This is a genomic window from Pseudomonas sp. 1L-C-7-B-C1, from assembly GCF_057291635.1.
Map to the genome: position 1 here is coordinate 50,107 of NZ_JBXAWH010000014.1, position 19,524 is coordinate 69,630.

The window sequence follows — 19,524 nt, forward strand, 5'->3', positions numbered from 1 at the left end:
GGTCCGCCGAAAACCGGCAGGCCGGTTTTCGATCAAAACGCCGTTGGGGTTACCAGTTCACGCCGAACGTCTGGCGCAGTTCTTCCAGGGCCGCTGCGTCCAGCGGTTCAGGTTTGGGGTTGCTCATCAGCCAGAGGCGTGCGGTCTCCTCCAGCTCTTCCAGCGCATAAGAAGCCTTGGCGACCGAGCTTTCCCAGATCACCGGGCCGAGTCGTTCGAGCATCACGCCGCGCACGCTGTTCGCCAGTTTCGCCACTTGTTCAGCGACGTTCGGCGAGCCGGGGCGCTCGTAGGCAATCAAGGGAATGTGCCCGACCTTCATCACCTGATACGGGGTGATCGGCGGGAGGATGTCGTCGGGTTTCCAGACGCCGGCCAGTGTCAGCGCGACCAGGTGCGTCGAGTGGGTGTGCACCACGCCGCCAACACCGGAATTGCGGTCGTAGACCTGACGATGCAGGGCCAATGTCTTCGACGGCTTATCGCCGGACACCCATTCGCCGGCCAGATTGACCTTGGCGATGGCCTCGGGATCGAGGCGCCCCAGGCACGCGTCCGTTGGCGTGATCAGCCAGCCGTCGTCAAGGCGCGCGCTGATGTTGCCTGCGGTGCCGACGGTGTAGCCGCGTCCGAACAGCAGACGGCCGATGGTGCAGATTTCTTCACGCTGCTTGTTTTCGGCGCTCACTGAAGGGCTGGTTACGTTGCTCATTGGGCACCTCCTGCCAGCTGCTTGAGGGCCTTGTCGAAAAAGTCACGACCGCCGAAATTCCCTGACTTCAGCGCCAGGGCCAGAGGCTTCGCGCCGCTGCTGATGGTCGCTGGAACACCCGGGTCGATCTGCGCGCCGATCTTCAGCAGGCTCACACCCAAGGCCTGAACCACAGCTCCGGAGGTTTCGCCGCCGGCGACCACAAAGCGTTTCACGCCAGCGTCCAGCAGGCCGCGAGCGATCTGCCCGAGGGCGTCTTCGACCAACGCGCCAGCACGTTCGACGCCGAGCTTTTGCTGCACAGCTTTGACGTCCTCCGGGCTGCTGGTGGCGTAGATCAATACGGTTTGCCCAGCGTCGCGGGCGAAGGCCAAAGCGTCTGCCACCACCGGTTTGCCTTCAGCGAGTGCCAATGGATCGATGCGCAGAGCCGGCCGGTTAGCCTCAAGCCAGGCGGCAACCTGGCCGTTGGTAGCCACCGACGCGCTGCCCGCCAATACGACTTCGCCGCCGTCGACGTGCTCAAGCTTCGCGGCATCAATGTCACGCAGCTTGCCCGCTTTACGGAAATTGCCCGGCAGACCCAGCGCAAGACCCGAGCCACCGGTGAGCAGCGGCAGATCGGTGCAGGCCTCGCCCAGGGTGTACAAATCAGCGTCCGACAGCGCGTCGGCAATCGCCATGACCACGCCGTCTGCACGTAGCTCTTTGATACGCGCACGCACGCCATCGACGCCTTTGGCGATGCTGTCGTATCGCAGCAGGCCGACTTTCTGAGCGGTCTGCGATTGCAGCACGCGGACCAGATTGGCGTCGGTCATCGGCGTCAACGGGTGGTTTTGCATGCCGCATTCGCTGAGCAGTTGGTCCTGCACGAACAGATGGCCGCGGAAAATCGTGCGCCCGTTCTCCGGGAACGCGGGGCAGGCAAGGGTGAAGTCGCTGTTTAGCGCCTTGAGCAGCGCTTCGCTGACCTGACCGATGTTGCCTTTGGCGGTGGAATCAAACGTCGAGCAGTACTTGAAGAAGATCTGTTCACAGCCCCTGTCTCGCAGCCACTGCAACGCGGCGAGGGATTCCTCGACGGCTTCAGTGGCAGGTGTGGTGCGGGATTTCAGCGCGATGACGATGGCGTCGGCGTCCAGTTCGGCCAAGCTTTCGGCGCTCGGGATGCCAATGCTCTGCACAGTGCGCATGCCGCCCCGCACAAGCATGTTGGCCAGGTCGGTGGCGCCGGTGAAGTCATCGGCGATGCAGCCCAACAGAGGGCGCGGAGTCGTGGTGCTCATCAGCGTCATCTCAGTTGTTTTCAGGCTTGGCGGTCGGCAGTTCGATGCCTGGGAAAATCTTGATCACGGCAGAATCATCCTCGCGCCCGAAGCCTGCGGTGGAGGCTTGCATGAACATCTGGTGGGCGGTGGACGACAGCGGCAGCGGGAATTTGCTGGCGCGGGCGGTATCGAGTACCAGGCCCAGGTCTTTGACGAAGATGTCCACAGCCGAAAGCGGCGTGTAGTCCGCTTTGAGGATGTGTGGCACGCGGTTCTCGAACATCCACGAGTTGCCAGCGCTGTTGGTGATCACTTCGTACAGCGCATCGGCATCGACGCCTTCGCGCAGGCCCAGTGCCATGGCTTCGGCGCTGGCGGCGATATGTACGCCCGCCAGCAGCTGATTGATGATTTTGACTTTCGAACCCAGGCCATGAACGTCGCCCAGGCGATAGACTTTGCCCGCCATGCCGTCGAGGATCGCGTCGGCCTTGGCGTATGAATCAGCCGGGCCGGAGGTCATCATGGTCATCTCGCCAGCAGCTGCCTTGGCCGCGCCGCCGGAGATCGGCGCGTCGAGGTAGAGCAGGCCTTTTTCGGTGAGGCGCTGACCCAGTGCGATGGCGAAGGTCGGTGCAACGGTGGCGCAACCGATGATCAGGCTGCCCGGGCGCAGGGCGGCGACTGCGCCGTTGTCACCGAACAATACGGTTTCGGTCTGCTCGGCGTTGACCACGACGGTGATGATCACGTCGCAGGCGGCCGCCATGCTCGCAGGAGATTCACAGGCAACGCCGCCTTCGCTGGCGAATTGCTCGGTGACGGCCGCGCGCACGTCACAGGCATGAACGTTGAAGCCGCTGCGCAGCAGGGAGCGCGCAATGCCCAGGCCCATCGCACCCAGACCAATGACGCCGACATTCTTGTTATCCATGAATCTCTCCTCGGGTGAGCGCCGAAGTTCATCAGCACTCGAACGTGTTTGTTCTGATCTGTTAAAGATAGTGAACCTGTGATCGGATAATGTGAAGTGCTTTTTTGAATTAACAAAAATTAACATCGATGTGATCGGGCGTAAAAAAGCCCTAGCGGGTTGCCAGGGCTTGGGGACGCGACTTAGGGCTGGTGTGTATCTGTCGACACAGGAACTGTGGGAGCGAGTTTGCTCGCGAATCAGCAGGAGCATTCACTGCATCTTCAGGGGCTGAAATACCGCTTTCTCGAGCAAGCTCACTCCCACAACAGGGATATCCGCCTCAGGAACGCTCGACTTTACCCACGGATGCCAACATCAACTCAACCCCCAGCCCGCGAATGCTGTCCGCAGCGCCGTGGGCGAGGCGGTCGTCGCTGATGATCGTGTCGAACTGCTCCAGGCCGGCGACCTTGTACATGCCGAACGTCCCGTATTTCGTGCTGGTGGTCAGCAACACTGTGCGCGATGCCGACTGCATGGCGGCTTGCTTGACCTCAACCTTCAGCGCAGAAGGTGTGGTTGTGCCTCGCTGCAGGTCCCACGAGCTGGTGGACATGAATGCCACATCGGTTGCCAATTGCCGCAACGTCGAGGCGGCCAGCCCGCCGACACAGGATCGGTTCGGGTGATCCAGCAGCCCGCCGGTGTGAATCACATCCACATGGGTCGCATCGGCGAGGGCGTTGACCACGCCAAAATCGTTGGTGACCACGGTCATGCCCGCCAGTGCGACGATGTACGGGACGATTTCCAGCGTGCTGGTGCCGGCGTCGAGGTACACGGTCATCTCAGGGTGCAGCAGGCTGGCGGCCAGTTTCGCCATCGCCTGCTTGTGGGGCAGCTCGACCACGGCCTTGGACTGGTGACTGGGCTCGCTGTGAACCTGGCTGGCGATGCGCACGCCACCGGTCACCGAATAGGCACGGCCGCTTTGCTCAAGCAGCGCGATGTCGCGGCGAACAGTCATGTGCGAGCAGTCGAACATTTCCATGAGCTGATGCACGCTCAGCACCTGATGCTTGCGCAACTGGCGCAGCATCAACTCCCGGCGCTGATCGGGAATCATCGGCGCTGCGCCACTGAGGGTGGCGTCTTCTTCGCTGGACATGCAGGCTCCTGGGCAACGAAATACAGCCGAGGTCGGCCGCGTGGCTGGCATCTTAGCCAATCGGGATGGCGGTGGCAGTAACGGCGAACAAACTGCGCGCAGGTTGTTCTCTGTAGGACCGGCTTCAGCCGGGAAGGGGCCGGTGTGTGCGCTATCAAATTTGTGGTGTGGCGGGCGACGCCTTCCCGGCTGAAGCCGGTCCTACGGTGCGGAGTTACGCCAAATTCAACTGACTGAATGCTATGTTTTTTGTAGGACCGGCTTCAGCCGGGAAGGGGTCGTTGTGTGCGCCATCAATTTCGCGGTGTGATGGATGTTGCCTTCCCGGCTGAAGCCGGTCCTACGATGGCATGCGTTACCTGTAAGAACCTTTCGGCGGGCCGTGGCTCTTAGCCTGTAGATAGGTGTTGGCCGGGATGTTTCTGATGAAGCTCAAATTCTAAAAAAAGGATGTGGTTATGACCGTTGCTTTTTGGTGCGTGTTGATCGTGATTCTGTTGCCGATAGGGTGCGCTGGCATTGCCAAGTTCAGCAGCGGCAAATTCAGTGCACGGCACAATCATGATCCCCGCGACTTTCTCGACCGCCTCGAAGGTCTCCCGCGCCGCGCCCACAACGCGCAGCTCAATAGTTTTGAAGCGATTCCCGGGTTTGCCGCTGGCGTAATCATTGCCCACGTCGCCGGCGTGGCGCAGTTGGTGACGATCGACGTACTGGCCGTGCTGTTCGTGACCAGTCGCCTGCTCTACATCATCTTTTATCTGGCGGATCTCGCGGCGTTGCGTTCGCTGGCCTGGATCGTCGGTATGGGGCTGGTGATTGCGCTGTTTGGCGTCTCTGTCTGACCGCTCACTATTTCTAAGTTGACGCGATGTGGCAGCAAACACGCGACCTGTGGGAGTGAGCTTGCTCACGAAGAGGCCAGTACAGTCGCTGAATATTTGGGACTGAACGCCACTTCCCGGGCAGCTCGCTCCTCCAGAAAGCAGTAATTGCGCTTAATCGTCATCCTCGTCCGGCTTGACGTTTTCCAGCTTCTCCTGCTCTTCCTGCAACTCCTTGCGGGACTCGGCCAGCTTGTCTTTACGCTTGTCGATTTTCTCGGGATCGCCCTTGCTCATCGCCTTGTTCAAATCCGCCTGACGACGGCTGACTTCGCGCTTGGCATCCAGCACCTTCTGCTCCTGCTGCTTGAGCAAGTCGGCGTCGGTGCAGTTCGCGTTCACTTCACTAAACGCTTTTTCCAGCCCTGCCTGCCGATTGGTATTGCCAGCAGCCTTGGCGTTTTCGAGCTGAGTGGTGATGTCCTGGCGCTTGGCGGCGCATCCGGACGGCTCCGGCGCCTGCTCGGCTGCAAACACCGGCGCGGCCAGAAATCCGCACGCAGTGAATGCAAAAAGGGATAACAGGAATTTCATGAATACTCCTTGAATACAAATAGCCATACGCTCGACACAATCATGTGGCCCTAAAAAGACTAAAAACCTTTGATGCCTTCGTCCCGCAATTGCTTGCTCAAAGCCTGCACCTGCGGGTCTCGGAAAAATGCATGCAGTTGCTGCGCACGTCCCGAGCCAATACCAGGTTCGATTTGCCATTCCTCCACACTTCGTGAGGCCAGGGCCGCCCAGGACTCACCCAGATCAACGCCTGTAGCCGGTGGCAACCCGATGGCCTTGAGCCAGACGACAAACGGCTCTTCTCGTGCGCCCTGGAAACTTGTCAGCAGTTTAGCGCTGCTGCGTTCGCCCAGACCGGGAATGTTAGCAAGCTGCACACTGTCGAGGGTCATCCAGTCCAGCAAACCGTTTAATTGTCCTGCCTGAATCAACTTATCCCACGTGCCCGGTCCTACGCCGTTGAGCGCCAACCCCTTCTTCCCACTCAACCATTTCAACCGTTCACGGAACTGACTTTCGCAGCCCTCAAAGGGCTGCCAGCAACTCAGCGAATGAAAATCCTCCGCTCGCGGCACATCCAGCGGCGCACGATCAACGCTGCGCGATATCACCTCATCCAGACGCGGAATCGTCAGGCCGGCGAGGCTGATCGCGACCTGATCGCCAGGCCGAATGTCCATTTCCTGCCAGCGCTTAAGCGAGCCCACGCTGATGCGGGCGATCATCCGGTCATCCAGGCGCACCGGTTCGATGTCCAGCACGGGCGTGATCTTGCCACTGCGCCCGACGTTGAAATGAACCTTGCGCACCTCGGCCAGCGCCTGCGCAAACGGGTACTTCCAGGCCGCGATCCAGTAAGGCGCTTTCGCCTGCCAGCGCTCAGCTGATGGACGCTCGCCCTGGCGAATGACTACGCCATCGGTGGCAAACGGGAGAGGCGAACGGTACCAGTGCTCGCGCCAGTTCTTTGCCTGAGTGAAGCCCTCCAACGGCTCACTGAAGCGCGCGCTGTCCTCGAAACCCATGGCTCTCAGCCCTGCCAGTCGCTCGGTCATGGCCGCCGGACCTTCCGGCCAGTCCCAGACGAACAAGCCAATCTGCGCACCTTCCTCCTCACTGATCGCGTGACGCGCCAGCAACCCGGCCACTTTGCTTCGAGCGTTCAGACTGCCGGCGGCCGCCTGAACGTGATCTGTCAGTTTCCAATACAGCTCACCCTGGAGGATCACCGTCTTTTCCCACGCGAGATGGCGAGGGATCGCTTCGATCTGGTGGGCATGCCCCGTCCAATCCTGGCCGAAAACCCCGTCGCCCCGGCTGATGGCGCTCACCAGTTTGCCGTCGACATACACCAGCGTGACCGCCACGCCGTCTACCTTCGGCTGAATCCATAGATCGCTTCGGCCTTCAAGCCACGCCTGAACGGCGGCCTCACCCGGTAATTTGGTCAGGCCGGTGTGAGGGATGGGATGGGCAACGTGACCGCGCGCGGTTTTCAGCGGGTTCAAGGGCGAGGCTGGCGTCGCGGCGAAACAACCGCGCAGATCGGCGAGCCGCTGCACGGATTGGTCGTACAGCTCATCGGCCACCAGCGAGACGCCCTGGCGGTGATAACTGTCGTCCCATTGGGTGATCTGGCTTTGCAGCGCGAGGATTTCGCTTCGGGCTTTTGCCGGTGGCCAGTCGGGGCATGAGGCGGCATTGGCAGCAGTTGAAACGAGGGCGATCAAAGCGCAGGTCATCGCGCGGAGGAGGGGCAACATCGGAGCGTCCTTGCCGGGGGAGGGACTGCAAGGCTAGGTTTTCTCGATGAGCGTTTCATTGCGCCTTGGTTACCGCGTTTGTCTCGCACCGGTACAGCCAGGCGCTGTTTCCCGGCCTAGCTGTGTCTTGAGCCGGCTGGTGACGAGTGCAAAATGATGTTTCACCCGGCTACTGGAAGAGACGCCGCCATGGACCTGTCGACCCTTGCTCTATTCATCCCCGCCTGTTTCGCCCTGAACATGGCGCCGGGCCCGAATAATCTGCTCTCCATCAGCAACGCGTCGCGTTATGGATTTGGCCGCGCCTGCACCGGTGGGCTTGGTCGGTTGCTGGCATTCGCGATCATGATTTCGCTGGCCGCAGTCGGGCTTACAGCGGTGCTGCATACGTCCGAGTGGCTGTTTCATACGATCAAGATTGTGGGGGCGGTGTATCTGTTCTATCTGGCGTTACAACTGTGGCGAGCGCCATGCGAGGCGCACGATGTCGAAGCCGGCGCGCAGGCCGGCGTAACGAGGCTGGCACGCCAGGAATTTCTGGTCGCCATTGCAACCCCAAAGCCATTCTGTTGTTTACGGCGTTTCTGCCGCAATTCGTCGACCGCTCCGGCGTAGTCACTACTCAGTTCGCACAATTGGGGGCGATGTTTCTGATACTGGAATGTATCGCCATCGCGCTTTATTGCTGGATGGGGGTGCATGCGCGTCGGCTGTTTGCCAAGTCTAGTGGCAAGCGGTGGTTCAACCGGGCGTGTGCGGGGTTGTTGGCGAGTGCGGCGTCGTTTTTGCTGGTGGCGCGGCGGGTGTGATTGCTCCTTCAGCCCGAATGCAAAAAGCCCCTGACGACTCACATCGCTAGGGGCTTTTCTCTTGCGGGTGCCGCTAAGCGCTATGCACCCTGCGGGTATTACAAACCAGCCGCAGCGCGCAAGGCGTCGGCGCGGTCAGTTTTTTCCCAGGTGAACGTGGTGAACGTGTCGTCGCCCACGGTCTTGGTTTGCGGCGTGCGGCCGAAGTGGCCGTAGGCTGCGGTTTCCTGGTACATCGGGTGCAGCAGGTCGAGCATGGTGGTGATCGCGTACGGACGCAGGTCGAAGTGCTCGCGGACCAGTTGGACGATCTTGTCGTCGCTGATCTTGCCGGTGCCGAAGGTGTTCAGCGAGATCGACGTAGGCTGTGCAACGCCAATCGCGTAGGAAACCTGAATCTCGCAGCGCTCGGCCAGGCCGGCAGCGACGATGTTCTTGGCAACATAACGGCCAGCGTAGGCTGCCGAGCGGTCGACCTTGGATGGATCTTTACCGGAGAACGCGCCGCCGCCGTGACGGGCCATGCCGCCGTAGCTGTCGACGATGATCTTGCGACCGGTCAGACCGCAGTCGCCCACGGGGCCGCCGATGATGAACTGGCCAGTCGGGTTGATGTGGAACTGGGTGTCTTTGTGCAGCAATTCGGCCGGCAGCACGTGCTTGACGATCAGCTCCATCACGCCTTCGCGCAGGTCTTTGTACGACACTTCCGGGTTGTGCTGGGTCGACAGAACAACGGCGTCGATGCCCACCACGATGCCGTTTTCATAGCGGCACGTGACTTGGGATTTCGCGTCCGGGCGCAACCATGGCAACAGGCCGGATTTACGGGCTTCTGCCTGGCGGTGTACCAGCTGGTGCGAGAACGCGATCGGCGCAGGCATCAGCTCGGCGGTTTCGTTGCTGGCGTAGCCGAACATCAGGCCCTGGTCGCCAGCGCCCTGATCTTCAGGTTTTGCCCGGTCGACACCCTGGTTGATGTCAGGGGACTGCTTGCCGATGATGTTCATCACGCTGCAGGTGGCACCGTCGAAACCGACGTCGGAACTGGTGTAGCCGATCTCGCAGATCACATCACGAACGATCTGCTCCAGGTCAACCCACGCGCTGGTGGTGACTTCGCCGGCAACAATGGCCACACCGGTCTTGACCAGGGTTTCCACGGCGACGCGCGCCTGCTTGTCCTGGGCAATGATGGCGTCCAGCACCGCATCGGAGATCTGGTCGGCGATTTTATCCGGATGTCCTTCAGACACGGACTCGGAGGTGAAAAGGGAGTATTCGCTCATCTCGACGGTTTTCCTGATTATTACCGATGGTGAGTGTCGCCAGCCGGTCGCTGAAAATGGCGGACCTGGATCTGGAAACCATTACGTAAGCCTATGTACAGGCTTTCCCCGGGGACCAGCCCCGCAGCGATGGCCCAACGGGCCAGATCTTCCTGTTCGAAGCCTAACCAGAGATCGCCACAGGCCTCCTTGGCCCAGCTCTGGTCATGGCTGCACAACTCTGTCACCAGCATGCTACCGCCCGGTTGCAACAGGTTGGCCAATTGTTTGAGCGCTTCGGCGGGCGCGGCGAAATGGTGCAACACCATATTCAACACCACGCAGTTGCCGGAGATATTAGCGTTGGTCAGTGCATCGGCCAGTTTCAGCTCAACGTTACCCAACGCCCTTTGCGTGCAGATCTTGCGCGCCAGATCGAGCATTTCCGGGCTGTTGTCCAGCCCCGTAACGTGCCGAAAACGCCGCGCCAGATCCGGCAGAAAACCGCCATCCCCGGGCCCGACTTCTATCGCCGTGGCATCGGCGGGAAAGCTCAGCTTGTCCAGCAACGACAGCAGGCTGTCGCGGTATTGCGGCAGTCCTGCGATCAGGTCCTGCTGAGCCCGAAATTTCTCCGCAGTGCGTGCGAAGAAGTCCTGACTGGCATTCGCCCGCTGGCGATGCACCAGCCCGATCCGGGTCTGTACATCGTCGGGCAGGCGCAGATTGTCGGCTTCTTCAAGCATCGCCGCGTGCAGCTTGCCGCCGGTGTGTTCGGTGTTGGGCAGGGCGCGTCGATAGAAAATCGCGTTGCCTTCACGCCGCGTCGCCACCAGATCGGCCTGGGCCAGGACCTTGAGGTGATGGCTCATGCCGGACTGACCGATGGCGAAGATCTGCGCCAGCTCCAGCACGCCAAAGGAATCATTCGACAGCGCGCGCAGGACATTCAGCCGCAGCGGATCGCCGCCGGCTTTGCACAGGGCAGCCAGCTCGTCGCATTCATCATGGCTAATGGCAGGCACGCGAAGATTCATAAGGCAGGCAGTCTAGTTATCGACCAAGCCGGTCGCAAGGCCAATATCAAAAAGTTTTGATATTGGTCGATCAGTGGCGACCTCCCGGCGCCGTGATTCTGCCGTTTGCCGTCAGGCGTTGGGTGTGGCGTACGAAAACACGTCAGCGGCAGAGGAAAACACCGATGGCGTGTGATCTGTCATTGCCCCCGGAGGGTGCCTGAGGGAAAATGGCCGCCTTTTTCCGGTCCCACTTTTATCTGCCCCAGGAGATCAGCGATGCCAAGCCGTCGTGAGCGAGCCAATGCCATTCGTGCCCTCAGCATGGATGCCGTGCAAAAGGCCAATAGCGGCCACCCGGGTGCCCCGATGGGCATGGCGGATATCGCTGAAGTTCTTTGGCGCGACTATTTGAAGCACAACCCAGCCAATCCGATGTTTGCTGACCGCGACCGGTTCATCCTGTCCAACGGTCACGGCTCGATGCTGATCTACTCGCTGCTGCACCTGACCGGTTACGACCTGTCCATCGAAGACCTGAAAAACTTCCGCCAGCTGCACAGCCGCACCCCGGGTCACCCGGAATATGGCTACACCCCGGGCGTTGAAACGACCACCGGCCCACTGGGTCAGGGTTTCGCCAACGCCGTCGGTTTCGCGGTCGCGGAGAAGACGCTCGCTGCCCAGTTCAACCGTCCAGGCCACAACATCGTTGACCACCACACCTACGTGTTCATGGGTGATGGCTGCATGATGGAAGGCATCTCCCACGAAGTCGCTTCGCTGGCTGGCACGCTGCGCCTGAACAAGCTGGTCGCGTTTTACGACGACAACGGAATTTCCATCGACGGCGAAGTCGAGGGCTGGTTCACCGACGACACCCCGAAGCGCTTTGAATCTTACGGCTGGCTGGTCATCCGCAACGTCGACGGCCATGACGCCGACGAGATCAAAACCGCCATCGATACCGCTCACAAGAGCAACAAGCCGACGCTGATCTGCTGCAAGACCACCATCGGTTTCGGTTCGCCGAACAAGCAGGGCAAGGAAGACTGCCACGGCGCTCCGCTGGGCACTGAAGAAATCGCCCTCACCCGCGCTGCGCTGAAGTGGACTCACGGTCCGTTCGAGATCCCGGCCGACATTTACAGCGAGTGGAATGGCAAGGAAAAAGGCCTGGCCGTTGAAGCCGAGTGGGACCAGCGTTTCGCTGCCTATTCCGCTGCCTTCCCGACCGAAGCCAACGAGCTGATCCGCCGCATGAGCGGTGAATTGCCTGCTGACTTCGCCGAGAAATCCGCCGCGTACGTGGCAGAAGTCAACGCGAAGGGCGAAACCATCGCCAGCCGCAAGGCCAGCCAGAACGCCTTGAGCGCCTTCGGTCCGCTGCTGCCTGAATTCCTCGGCGGCTCCGCTGACCTGGCAGGTTCCAACCTGACCATCTGGAAAGGCTGCCGCAGCATCACCGGCGAAGACGCCACCGGCAACTACCTGCACTACGGCGTGCGTGAGTTCGGCATGGGCGCAATCATGAACGGTATCGCCCTGCACGGCGGTTTCGTGCCATACGGCGCGACGTTCCTGATCTTCATGGAATACGCCCGCAATGCCGTGCGCATGTCCTCGTTGATGAAGAAACGCATCATCTACGTATTCACCCACGACTCCATCGGTCTGGGCGAAGATGGCCCGACCCACCAGCCGATCGAGCAGCTGACCAGCCTGCGCACCACGCCGAACCTGGACTGCTGGCGCCCGGCTGATGCCGTTGAGTCCGCCATCGCCTGGAAACACGCCATCGAACGTGATGACGGCCCATCGGCGCTGATCTTCTCTCGTCAAAACCTGCAGCATCAGGCGCGTGATGCCGAGCAGCTGGAAAACATCAACCGCGGTGGCTACGTGCTGCGCGACTGCAACGGCGAGCCGGATCTGATCCTGATCGCCACCGGTTCCGAAGTCGGCCTTGCTGTTCAGGCTTACGACAAGCTGAGCGCGGACGGCAAAAACGTGCGTGTGGTTTCCATGCCGTGCACCAGCGTTTTCGAAACTCAGAGCGCCGAGTACAAGCAGTCGGTTCTGCCGCTGGAAGTCAGCGCGCGCATCGCCATCGAAGCGGCTCACGCCGACTATTGGTACAAATACGTGGGCCTGGAAGGTCGCGTGATCGGTATGACCACCTTCGGCGAGTCGGCCCCTGCCAACCTGCTGTTCGAAGAGTTCGGCTTCACGCTGGAGAACGTTCTCTCCACGGCTGAAGAGCTGCTGGAAGACTAAGCACCACCGCGTTGCCCTTGTAGGCGCGTGCCTTGTCCTGCGATTTGCTGCCTGTATCTGGCAACAATTCGCTGGGCGAGTCACGCGCCTGCAGGTTCTCTGTACCACTCAAGATTTTGAGAACCCCATGCCTAAGCCACGCCCTTATAAAGTCGCCCTCAATGGTTACGGTCGCATCGGCCGCTGCGTGCTGCGCGCGCTGTGCGAACGAGGTGCGAAGGCTGGCTTCGAAGTGGTGGCAATCAACGACCTGGCCGACATGGCCAGTCTCGAATACCTCACGCGCTTTGACTCCACACATGGTCGGTTCCCCGGCGAAGTGCGGGTCGAAGGCGATTTTCTGCACATTAACGATCACGTCATCAAAGTGTTTCGCAGCGCGACGCCGGAAGGCATCGACTGGGGCTCGCTCGATGTGGATCTGGTGCTTGAATGCTCCGGCGTCTACAACACGCGTGCCGACGGAGAGCGCTTTCTTTCCGCTCGTGCGCCGCGGGTGTTGTTCTCCCAGCCCATGGCCAGCGAAGCCGATGTCGACGCCACCATCGTCTACGGCATCAATCAAGAAACCCTGACGGGCGAGGAGCGGCTGGTGTCTGCCGCGTCGTGCACCACCAACTGCAGCGTGCCGTTGCTCGACCTGCTGAACCGCGAGCTGGGTCTCGAATACGTGACCATCACCACCATTCACTCGGCAATGAACGATCAGCCAGTGATCGACGCCTATCATCATGAAGACCTGCGCCGTACGCGCTCGGCCTTTCAGTCGATTATCCCGGTGTCCACTGGTCTGGCGCGCGGCATCGAGCGCCTGCTTCCGGAACTTGCCGGCCGAATTCAGGCCAAAGCAGTTCGTGTGCCGACGGTGAACGTCTCGTGCCTGGACATCACGCTGCAGGTCGCCCATGACACCGATGCCGTCGAGGTCAACCGTATCCTGCGCGAGGCCGCTACCCGCGGCCCGCTGAAGGGGCTGCTGGCGTACACCGAATTGCCGCATGCCAGTTGCGATTTCAACCATGACCCGCACTCGGCCATCATCGATGCCAGCCAGACGCGGGTTTCGGGCCCTCGGCTGGTGAACCTCCTGGCCTGGTTCGACAACGAGTGGGGCTTTGCCAATCGCATGCTGGATGTCGCCGATCACTACCTGCACACCATTCATAAACAATAGTAAAAACAGGGAATGCCCCATGACCGTGTTGAAGATGACCGACCTCGATCTGCAAGGTAAGCGTGTACTGATCCGCGAAGACCTCAACGTCCCGGTCAAAGATGGCGTGGTGACCAGCGATGCACGCATTCTCGCGTCGTTGCCCACCATCAAACTGGCGCTGGAGAAAGGCGCAGCGGTCATGGTCTGCTCACACCTTGGTCGTCCAACCGAAGGTGAGTTTTCCGCCGAGAACAGCCTGAAGCCGGTCGCGGACTACCTGAGCAAGGCGCTCGGTCGTGAAGTGCCACTGGTCGCGGAATACCTGGACGGTGTCGACGTCAAGGCGGGCGATATCGTGCTGTTCGAGAACGTGCGCTTCAACAAGGGCGAAAAGAAGAACGCTGACGAGCTGGCGCAGAAGTACGCCGCTCTGTGTGATGTGTTCGTGATGGACGCTTTCGGCACCGCCCACCGTGCAGAAGGCTCGACTCACGGCGTTGCCAAATTCGCCAAAGTCGCTGCAGCTGGTCCTTTGCTGGCAGCCGAACTGGACGCACTGGGCAAGGCCTTGGGCAACCCGGCCCAGCCAATGGCTGCCATTGTCGCCGGCTCCAAGGTTTCCACCAAACTGGATGTGCTCAACAGCTTGAGCGAGAAGTGCAATCAGCTGATTGTCGGCGGTGGCATCGCCAACACCTTCCTGGCTGCGGCCGGTCATCCGGTTGGCAAGTCCTTGTACGAGCCGGATCTGCTCGATACCGCTAAAGCCATCGCCGCCAAGGTCAGCGTGCCGTTGCCGGTCGACGTGGTGGTTGCCAAGCAATTCGCCGCCGATGCCGAAGCCACCGTCAAGCTGATCGCCGATGTGGCCGAGGACGACATGATCCTCGACATCGGTCCTCAAACAGCTGCTCACTTCGCCGAATTGCTGAAATCTTCCAAGACTATTCTCTGGAACGGCCCGGTTGGCGTATTTGAGTTCGATCAGTTCGGCGAAGGCACCAAGACGCTGGCTCACGCCATCGCCGAGAGCTCTGCTTTCTCCATCGCCGGTGGCGGCGACACGTTGGCCGCCATCGACAAATACGGTGTAGGCGACAAAATCTCCTATATCTCTACAGGCGGCGGTGCGTTCCTCGAGTTTGTCGAGGGCAAGGTTCTGCCTGCCGTGGAAGTTCTGGAACAACGCGCCAAGGCCTGACCGGCCAAGGTGAAGGGGAGTGAAATGGTCAAGCCATTACCGCTGTTGATCATGGCGGGTTTGCTGGTCGGCTGCGCAAGCAAGCCTGAAGCGGAGACGGCATCGACCGCGGCGCCGGGTTTGCTTCAGGTCAGTTGCTACCAGGCGGGCTGGCAGGCGGAAACCGTACCGATCGTTTACAAGCGTGGCGGGCCTGAAGTCTGGGAAAAATACGAATTCATGCCTGCCGTGGGACCAGTCCCCTGTCATTGATTCTTGGGTGACGGTGTGCCGGAATACAGGAACAGCATTGCCCCCGCCGTGATCGACATCTGTCACGCGATGCAGGGGATTCGGGAGTAGTAATGAAAGGCTTGTTAGCCCTTGCGACACTGATGCTGCTGAGCGGTTGCGCCAGCATGAAGGCTTCGGAACCGGCAGCCCCCTGGACCCATTGGGTCTGCGACAGCAAAGCCGAGATTTTCTGGAAGTATGCCGATGCCGCGAAGAAGGAGGTGGATGTACGCCTCAATCAGAGCGAGCAGGTATTCCGTCTGCAAGCGTCGCCCGGAGCTTCCGGGTCGCTTTACAGTAACGGCGTGCTGGCGTTCGACAACAAAGGCAGCGAAGGCCTGGTCTACTGGGACGCTACCAACGATTTGATCGGTCGTGGCTGCAAGGCGCCGTAAAGGGCCGAGCAGTTCGAGCGAGGCTGCACCGGGGCGATGACTGAACAATCGACCCCTATAATTTGAATAGCCGCCAATACGGCACGCACGATTAACGACCCCACCGGGAGAGAAACAGACAATGGCACTTATCAGCATGCGCCAGATGTTGGACCACGCAGCCGAATTCGGTTACGGCGTCCCTGCATTCAACGTAAATAACCTGGAACAAATGCGCGCCATTATGGAAGCGGCCGACAAGACTGACTCTCCGGTGATCGTTCAGGCTTCGGCCGGTGCGCGCAAATACGCAGGCGCCCCGTTCCTGCGCCACCTGATCCTGGCGGCAATCGAAGAATTCCCGCACATTCCGGTGGTCATGCACCAGGACCACGGCACCAGCCCGGCCATCTGCCAACGTTCCATCCAGCTGGGCTTCAGCTCGGTCATGATGGACGGTTCGCTGCGCGAAGACGGCAAAAGCCCGGCTGACTATGAGTACAACGTTCGCGTGACGCAGGAAACGGTCGCCATGGCTCACGCCTGCGGCGTTTCGGTTGAGGGTGAGCTGGGTGTTCTGGGCTCGCTGGAAACCGGCATGGCCGGTGAAGAAGACGGCGTTGGCGCAGAGGGCATGCTGGATCACAGCCAGATGCTGACTGATCCGGAAGAAGCGGCCGATTTCGTCAAGAAAACCCAGGTTGATGCCTTGGCCATCGCCATCGGCACCAGCCACGGCGCGTACAAGTTCACCAAGCCGCCTACCGGCGACATCCTGGCGATCGAGCGGATCAAAGAGATCCACAAGCGCATCCCGAACACTCACCTGGTAATGCACGGCTCTTCTTCGGTTCCGCAGGAATGGCTGAAAATCATCAACGAGTTCGGCGGCGACATCAAAGAAACCTACGGCGTGCCGGTCGAAGAAATCGTTGAAGGCATCAAGCACGGCGTGCGCAAGGTCAACATCGACACCGACCTGCGTCTGGCGTCCACCGGTGCCATCCGCGAGTTCATGGCGAAGAACCCGAGCGAGTTCGACCCGCGTAAATACTTGGCGAAAACCGTATCGGCCATGCGCGACGTGTGCATCGCCCGGTACGAAGCATTCGGCACCGCTGGCAACGCCTCCAAGATCAAGCCGATCTCTCTGGAGAAGATGTTCGAGCGTTATGCCAAAGGCGAGTTGAACGCCAAAGTGAATTGATCGTTTTCTGATCGATTTGCTGAAATGAAGAAGCCCGCAGCGATGCGGGCTTTTTTGTGGCCGTGATCTGCGTTTCTACACGGTATGTCGCCGGCCGGGCAGGGCGATGATCCGCCCGACATACCTTGGCTCCGGCTGATCAAGTTGAGCTTCCGAGAGCAGGCGCAACGCCTGCAGCGACACTTCGCTGAACGGTGCCGACTTCGGCCCATCCGCGAGATCCACATGCAGCAGCATCTGCTCGCTCGCTGCCAGCTCGACATCCCCCTCTGCCTTGTACAGACCGTGGTAAAGCTGCACCCGCTTGCCATCGTGTCCGACGATTTGCGTACGCACTTCCACGGCTTCACCGAGTTTCACCTCGTGCAGGAAGTTGATGTGCGCTTCGAGCGTAAACAGCGAGTGGCCACTGGCATCCCGATCGTCATTGGCAAGGCCGATGCGGTCCATGAAGGCGTCTGTGGCGAAGCTGAAAATCAGCAAATAGAAGGCGTCGCGGAGGTGACCGTTGTAGTCGACCCACTCGGCGAGGACAGGGGTTTTGTAGGTAATGAGCGCGGGCATGGGATCAGTCCAAAGTTATTCGTGGTCAACCGGCGACATGGCTCTCGCGTATCAATCCTCAAACGCCATTCCATGTTTGGCCTTGGTGGTTTTCACCGCTTCAATCACCGCCAGCAGGCAGTCATCGCGATACCGCTCCAGCGCTGCAATGCTGTGGCTACCGAGCTGATTCGAGGTGCCGTCGACCACATCGTCAATCAGCTTCTCAGTCAGATCGGGCGCCGGAAGGTAGGTCCACGGCAACTGCAGCGCGGGGCCAAATTGCGCCATGAAGTGACGCATGCCCGCATCGCCGCCGGCCAGGGTGTAAGTCAAAAATGTGCCCATGAATGACCAGCGCAGGCCGGCGCCGAAACGGATGGCGTCGTCGATTTCGCCGGTGGTCGCCACGCCATCGTTGACCAGGTGCAGCGCCTCACGCCATAGCGCTTCCAACAAGCGATCCGCAATAAAACCGGGGACTTCTTTGCGTACATGCAGCGGGCGCATGCCCAGTGACTCATAAACCTGAATCGCTGCCTGTACCGCTTCCGGCGCGGTGTTTTTGCCGCCGACCACTTCCACCAGTGGCAGCAGATAAACCGGGTTGAACGGATGGCCCACCACGCAGCGTTCCGGGTGCGTGGCACTTTCGTAGAACTCCGACGGCAGCAGGCCGGAGGTGCTGGAACCAATGATCGCGTCAGGCTTGGCCGCCGCGCTGATCTTGCTGTGCAGATCCAGTTTGAGGTCAAGGCGCTCCGGAGCGCTTTCCTGGATGAAGTCGGCCTCGCGAACGCACTCTTCGATGGTGTCGACGAAGCGCAGACGTTCCTGGGAGGCGCCCGCCGTCAGACCCTTTTGCTCAAGCGCCGGCCAGGCATTGGCGACGCGTTTGCGCAGCGCTGCTTCTGCTCCCGGCGCCGGGTCCCAGGCCACGACATCCAGGCCATGAGCAAGCGCGCGCGCCACCCAACCGCTGCCGATGACACCGCTGCCCAAGGCTGCGAAGGTTTTAATGGTGGTGATAAAGGTCATATCGGAAACTCGAAAAAGTGTCGGGGACCTTGTGGGAGTGAGCTTGCTCGCGATAGCTGGTTATCTGTGCCAGATGTGTGAATGACACACCGTTATCGCGAGCAAGCTCACTCCTACACGGGAGGATTTGCGTGAGGATCAAAACCGCTTCTTCAGACCCATCTTTATGCGGCCTTCAGCCGGGGTCAGAACCCGTGCGCCCAGGCGGCTGAGAATTTCGCTGGCGCGCTCGACCAGTGCGCCGTTGCTGGCGAGCACACCTTTGTCGAGCCAAATGTTGTCCTCCAGACCGACCCGCACGTTGCCGCCGAGCAATACCGCCTGCGCGGCCATCGGCATTTGCATGCGGCCGATGCCAAAGGCAGCCCACACCGCGTCGGCGGGCAAATTGTCGACCATGGCTTTCATCGTGGTGGTGTCCGCCGGCGCCCCCCACGGAATGCCCATGCACAGCTGAAACAGCGGGTTGTCGAGCAAGCCTTCTTTCATCATCTGCTTGGCAAACCATAGGTGGCCGGTGTCGAAAATCTCCAGTTCGGCCTTAACACCCAGCTCCTGAATGCGCTTGGCACCGGCCCGCAGTTGCGCGGGCGTGGATACGTAAATGGTGTCGCCATCGCCGAAGTTGAGGGTGCCGCAATCCAGCGTGCAGATTTCCGGCAGCAGCGCTTCGACGTGCGCGAGCCGGGTCAGCGGACCGACCAGATCAGTGCCGGGGCCGAATTCGGTCGGACGTTCGCCAGGTCCGATTTCCAGATCGCCGCCCATCCCGGCGGTCAGGTTGACGATGATGTCGATGTCCGCTTCACGGATGCGGTCCATGGTTTCGCGGTACAGCTCGACGTCACGGCTGAACTTGCCGGTCTCGGGGTCGCGCACATGGCAGTGCACGACGGTTGCCCCGGCCTTCCCGGCCTCGACTGCGGCAGCGGCAATCTGCTTGGGCGTGATCGGGACAAGGTGGCTTTTCCCGGTCGTGTCGCCAGCACCGGTCAGTGCGCAGGTGATGATGACGTCATGATTCATGGGGGAGGTTCCTTGCAGGCCAGACAGTGACGCGGACATTGCGGCCCGCTTTTGAGGTGCAAAACTACGCAGCGGCGAGCCTCTCAAAACGCACAGCGGCGACACG

The 19,524-nt window shown here is 60.5% G+C and carries 18 protein-coding genes and 1 pseudogene; 8 read left to right on the forward strand and 11 right to left on the reverse strand.

What is annotated here, in order from left to right; genetic code table 11:
• Positions 1 to 49 precede the first annotated feature (49 nt).
• The 4 genes from otnC to AC0Z8Z_RS20810 form a co-directional block, all read right to left on the reverse strand.
• Positions 50 to 712 (reverse strand): 3-oxo-tetronate 4-phosphate decarboxylase, encoded by a 663-nt coding sequence (otnC, locus tag AC0Z8Z_RS20795; RefSeq protein ID WP_485620356.1) that lies wholly within the window; start codon positions 710 to 712, stop codon positions 50 to 52.
• A complete protein-coding gene (gene otnK / locus AC0Z8Z_RS20800; protein ID WP_485620357.1) occupies positions 709 to 2,001 on the reverse strand; it encodes a 3-oxo-tetronate kinase in 1,293 nt (430 codons plus the stop codon). Before otnK ends, otnC begins: the two co-directional genes overlap by 4 nt.
• A 10-nt stretch (positions 2,002 to 2,011) precedes the next feature.
• Entirely contained in the window at positions 2,012 to 3,169 is a 1,158-nt protein-coding gene (gene ltnD, locus AC0Z8Z_RS20805) for an L-threonate dehydrogenase (protein WP_485620358.1), read from the reverse strand.
• A 70-nt stretch (positions 3,170 to 3,239) separates the two neighbouring features.
• On the reverse strand, positions 3,240 to 4,067 hold the full coding sequence (locus AC0Z8Z_RS20810; RefSeq protein ID WP_485620359.1) for a DeoR/GlpR family DNA-binding transcription regulator: 828 nt from the start codon (positions 4,065 to 4,067) through the stop codon (positions 3,240 to 3,242).
• A 458-nt stretch (positions 4,068 to 4,525) separates the two neighbouring features.
• On the opposite strand from AC0Z8Z_RS20810, the gene AC0Z8Z_RS20815 reads away from it, so the two are divergent.
• The gene (locus AC0Z8Z_RS20815) at positions 4,526 to 4,912 is read left to right on the forward strand and encodes an MAPEG family protein (RefSeq protein ID WP_074886691.1); all 387 of its coding nucleotides are present in this window, start codon (positions 4,526 to 4,528) and stop codon (positions 4,910 to 4,912) included.
• A 153-nt stretch (positions 4,913 to 5,065) separates the two neighbouring features.
• On the opposite strand, the gene AC0Z8Z_RS20820 is transcribed toward AC0Z8Z_RS20815, so the two are convergent.
• The gene (locus AC0Z8Z_RS20820; protein ID WP_485620360.1) at positions 5,066 to 5,485 is read right to left on the reverse strand and encodes a DUF1090 domain-containing protein; all 420 of its coding nucleotides are present in this window, start codon (positions 5,483 to 5,485) and stop codon (positions 5,066 to 5,068) included.
• A 59-nt stretch (positions 5,486 to 5,544) separates the two neighbouring features.
• On the reverse strand, positions 5,545 to 7,230 hold the full coding sequence (gene ligB, locus AC0Z8Z_RS20825) for an NAD-dependent DNA ligase LigB (RefSeq protein ID WP_485620361.1): 1,686 nt from the start codon (positions 7,228 to 7,230) through the stop codon (positions 5,545 to 5,547).
• A gap of 189 nt (positions 7,231 to 7,419) precedes the next feature.
• Between ligB and AC0Z8Z_RS20830 the strand changes: the two are divergent.
• A pseudogene (locus tag AC0Z8Z_RS20830) lies at positions 7,420 to 8,039 on the forward strand (LysE family translocator).
• A 98-nt stretch (positions 8,040 to 8,137) separates the two neighbouring features.
• On the opposite strand, the gene metK reads toward AC0Z8Z_RS20830, so the two are convergent.
• Complete coding sequence (gene metK / locus AC0Z8Z_RS20835; protein ID WP_172609984.1) at positions 8,138 to 9,328, reverse strand: methionine adenosyltransferase; 1,191 nt, start codon at positions 9,326 to 9,328, stop codon at positions 8,138 to 8,140.
• Positions 9,329 to 9,348: 20 nt separating this feature from the next.
• Positions 9,349 to 10,344 carry an ArsR/SmtB family transcription factor gene (locus AC0Z8Z_RS20840; RefSeq protein WP_485620362.1) on the reverse strand — a complete coding sequence of 332 codons (996 nt, stop codon included), beginning with the start codon at positions 10,342 to 10,344 and terminating at the stop codon, positions 9,349 to 9,351.
• A gap of 258 nt (positions 10,345 to 10,602) precedes the next feature.
• Here AC0Z8Z_RS20840 and tkt point away from each other — a divergent pair, with 258 nt between their 5' ends.
• From tkt to fba, 6 genes are all read left to right on the forward strand, one after another.
• A complete protein-coding gene (gene tkt, locus AC0Z8Z_RS20845; RefSeq protein WP_122536452.1) occupies positions 10,603 to 12,600 on the forward strand; it encodes a transketolase in 1,998 nt (665 codons plus the stop codon).
• A 127-nt stretch (positions 12,601 to 12,727) separates the two neighbouring features.
• Complete coding sequence (epd, locus tag AC0Z8Z_RS20850) at positions 12,728 to 13,774, forward strand: erythrose-4-phosphate dehydrogenase (protein ID WP_485620363.1); 1,047 nt, start codon at positions 12,728 to 12,730, stop codon at positions 13,772 to 13,774.
• 19 nt (positions 13,775 to 13,793) lie between these two features.
• The gene (locus tag AC0Z8Z_RS20855) at positions 13,794 to 14,957 is read left to right on the forward strand and encodes a phosphoglycerate kinase (RefSeq protein WP_485620364.1); all 1,164 of its coding nucleotides are present in this window, start codon (positions 13,794 to 13,796) and stop codon (positions 14,955 to 14,957) included.
• A gap of 24 nt (positions 14,958 to 14,981) precedes the next feature.
• The gene (locus AC0Z8Z_RS20860) at positions 14,982 to 15,209 is read left to right on the forward strand and encodes a putative periplasmic lipoprotein (protein WP_122536455.1); all 228 of its coding nucleotides are present in this window, start codon (positions 14,982 to 14,984) and stop codon (positions 15,207 to 15,209) included.
• A gap of 92 nt (positions 15,210 to 15,301) precedes the next feature.
• Positions 15,302 to 15,625, forward strand: coding sequence for an MliC family protein (locus tag AC0Z8Z_RS20865; RefSeq protein WP_122536456.1), 324 nt, complete (start codon positions 15,302 to 15,304; stop codon positions 15,623 to 15,625).
• Between the two features lie 121 nt (positions 15,626 to 15,746).
• A complete protein-coding gene (gene fba / locus AC0Z8Z_RS20870; protein WP_037018967.1) occupies positions 15,747 to 16,811 on the forward strand; it encodes a class II fructose-bisphosphate aldolase in 1,065 nt (354 codons plus the stop codon).
• A gap of 75 nt (positions 16,812 to 16,886) precedes the next feature.
• Here the strand turns inward: fba and AC0Z8Z_RS20875 are convergent, their stop codons facing one another.
• The 3 genes from AC0Z8Z_RS20875 to cdhC all read right to left on the reverse strand — a co-directional run bounded on the left by AC0Z8Z_RS20875 (position 16,887) and on the right by cdhC (position 19,418).
• Positions 16,887 to 17,375 (reverse strand): thioesterase family protein, encoded by a 489-nt coding sequence (locus tag AC0Z8Z_RS20875; RefSeq protein ID WP_485620365.1) that lies wholly within the window; start codon positions 17,373 to 17,375, stop codon positions 16,887 to 16,889.
• 51 nt (positions 17,376 to 17,426) lie between these two features.
• Positions 17,427 to 18,392 carry an L-carnitine dehydrogenase gene (locus tag AC0Z8Z_RS20880; RefSeq protein ID WP_485620366.1) on the reverse strand — a complete coding sequence of 322 codons (966 nt, stop codon included), beginning with the start codon at positions 18,390 to 18,392 and terminating at the stop codon, positions 17,427 to 17,429.
• Positions 18,393 to 18,530: 138 nt separating this feature from the next.
• On the reverse strand, positions 18,531 to 19,418 hold the full coding sequence (gene cdhC, locus AC0Z8Z_RS20885; protein ID WP_485620367.1) for a 3-dehydrocarnitine:acetyl-CoA trimethylamine transferase CdhC: 888 nt from the start codon (positions 19,416 to 19,418) through the stop codon (positions 18,531 to 18,533).
• Positions 19,419 to 19,524: the final 106 nt, after the last annotated feature.

What these genes read in the sequence shown, in the direction of transcription:
- otnC (WP_485620356.1), bottom strand. Translation starts at nt 712, where the DNA reads ATGAGCAACGTAACCAGCCCTTCAGTGAGCGCCGAAAACAAGCAGCGT.
- otnK (WP_485620357.1), bottom strand. Translation starts at nt 2,001, where the DNA reads ATGAGCACCACGACTCCGCGCCCTCTGTTGGGCTGCATCGCCGATGAC.
- ltnD (WP_485620358.1), bottom strand. Translation starts at nt 3,169, where the DNA reads ATGCTCCTGCTGATTCGCGAGCAAACTCGCTCCCACAGTTCCTGTGTC.
- AC0Z8Z_RS20810 (WP_485620359.1), bottom strand. Translation starts at nt 4,067, where the DNA reads ATGTCCAGCGAAGAAGACGCCACCCTCAGTGGCGCAGCGCCGATGATT.
- AC0Z8Z_RS20815 (WP_074886691.1), top strand. Translation starts at nt 4,526, where the DNA reads ATGACCGTTGCTTTTTGGTGCGTGTTGATCGTGATTCTGTTGCCGATA.
- AC0Z8Z_RS20820 (WP_485620360.1), bottom strand. Translation starts at nt 5,485, where the DNA reads ATGAAATTCCTGTTATCCCTTTTTGCATTCACTGCGTGCGGATTTCTG.
- ligB (WP_485620361.1), bottom strand. Translation starts at nt 7,230, where the DNA reads ATGTTGCCCCTCCTCCGCGCGATGACCTGCGCTTTGATCGCCCTCGTT.
- metK (WP_172609984.1), bottom strand. Translation starts at nt 9,328, where the DNA reads ATGAGCGAATACTCCCTTTTCACCTCCGAGTCCGTGTCTGAAGGACAT.
- AC0Z8Z_RS20840 (WP_485620362.1), bottom strand. Translation starts at nt 10,344, where the DNA reads ATGAATCTTCGCGTGCCTGCCATTAGCCATGATGAATGCGACGAGCTG.
- tkt (WP_122536452.1), top strand. Translation starts at nt 10,603, where the DNA reads ATGCCAAGCCGTCGTGAGCGAGCCAATGCCATTCGTGCCCTCAGCATG.
- epd (WP_485620363.1), top strand. Translation starts at nt 12,728, where the DNA reads ATGCCTAAGCCACGCCCTTATAAAGTCGCCCTCAATGGTTACGGTCGC.
- AC0Z8Z_RS20855 (WP_485620364.1), top strand. Translation starts at nt 13,794, where the DNA reads ATGACCGTGTTGAAGATGACCGACCTCGATCTGCAAGGTAAGCGTGTA.
- AC0Z8Z_RS20860 (WP_122536455.1), top strand. Translation starts at nt 14,982, where the DNA reads ATGGTCAAGCCATTACCGCTGTTGATCATGGCGGGTTTGCTGGTCGGC.
- AC0Z8Z_RS20865 (WP_122536456.1), top strand. Translation starts at nt 15,302, where the DNA reads ATGAAAGGCTTGTTAGCCCTTGCGACACTGATGCTGCTGAGCGGTTGC.
- fba (WP_037018967.1), top strand. Translation starts at nt 15,747, where the DNA reads ATGGCACTTATCAGCATGCGCCAGATGTTGGACCACGCAGCCGAATTC.
- AC0Z8Z_RS20875 (WP_485620365.1), bottom strand. Translation starts at nt 17,375, where the DNA reads ATGCCCGCGCTCATTACCTACAAAACCCCTGTCCTCGCCGAGTGGGTC.
- AC0Z8Z_RS20880 (WP_485620366.1), bottom strand. Translation starts at nt 18,392, where the DNA reads ATGACCTTTATCACCACCATTAAAACCTTCGCAGCCTTGGGCAGCGGT.
- cdhC (WP_485620367.1), bottom strand. Translation starts at nt 19,418, where the DNA reads ATGAATCATGACGTCATCATCACCTGCGCACTGACCGGTGCTGGCGAC.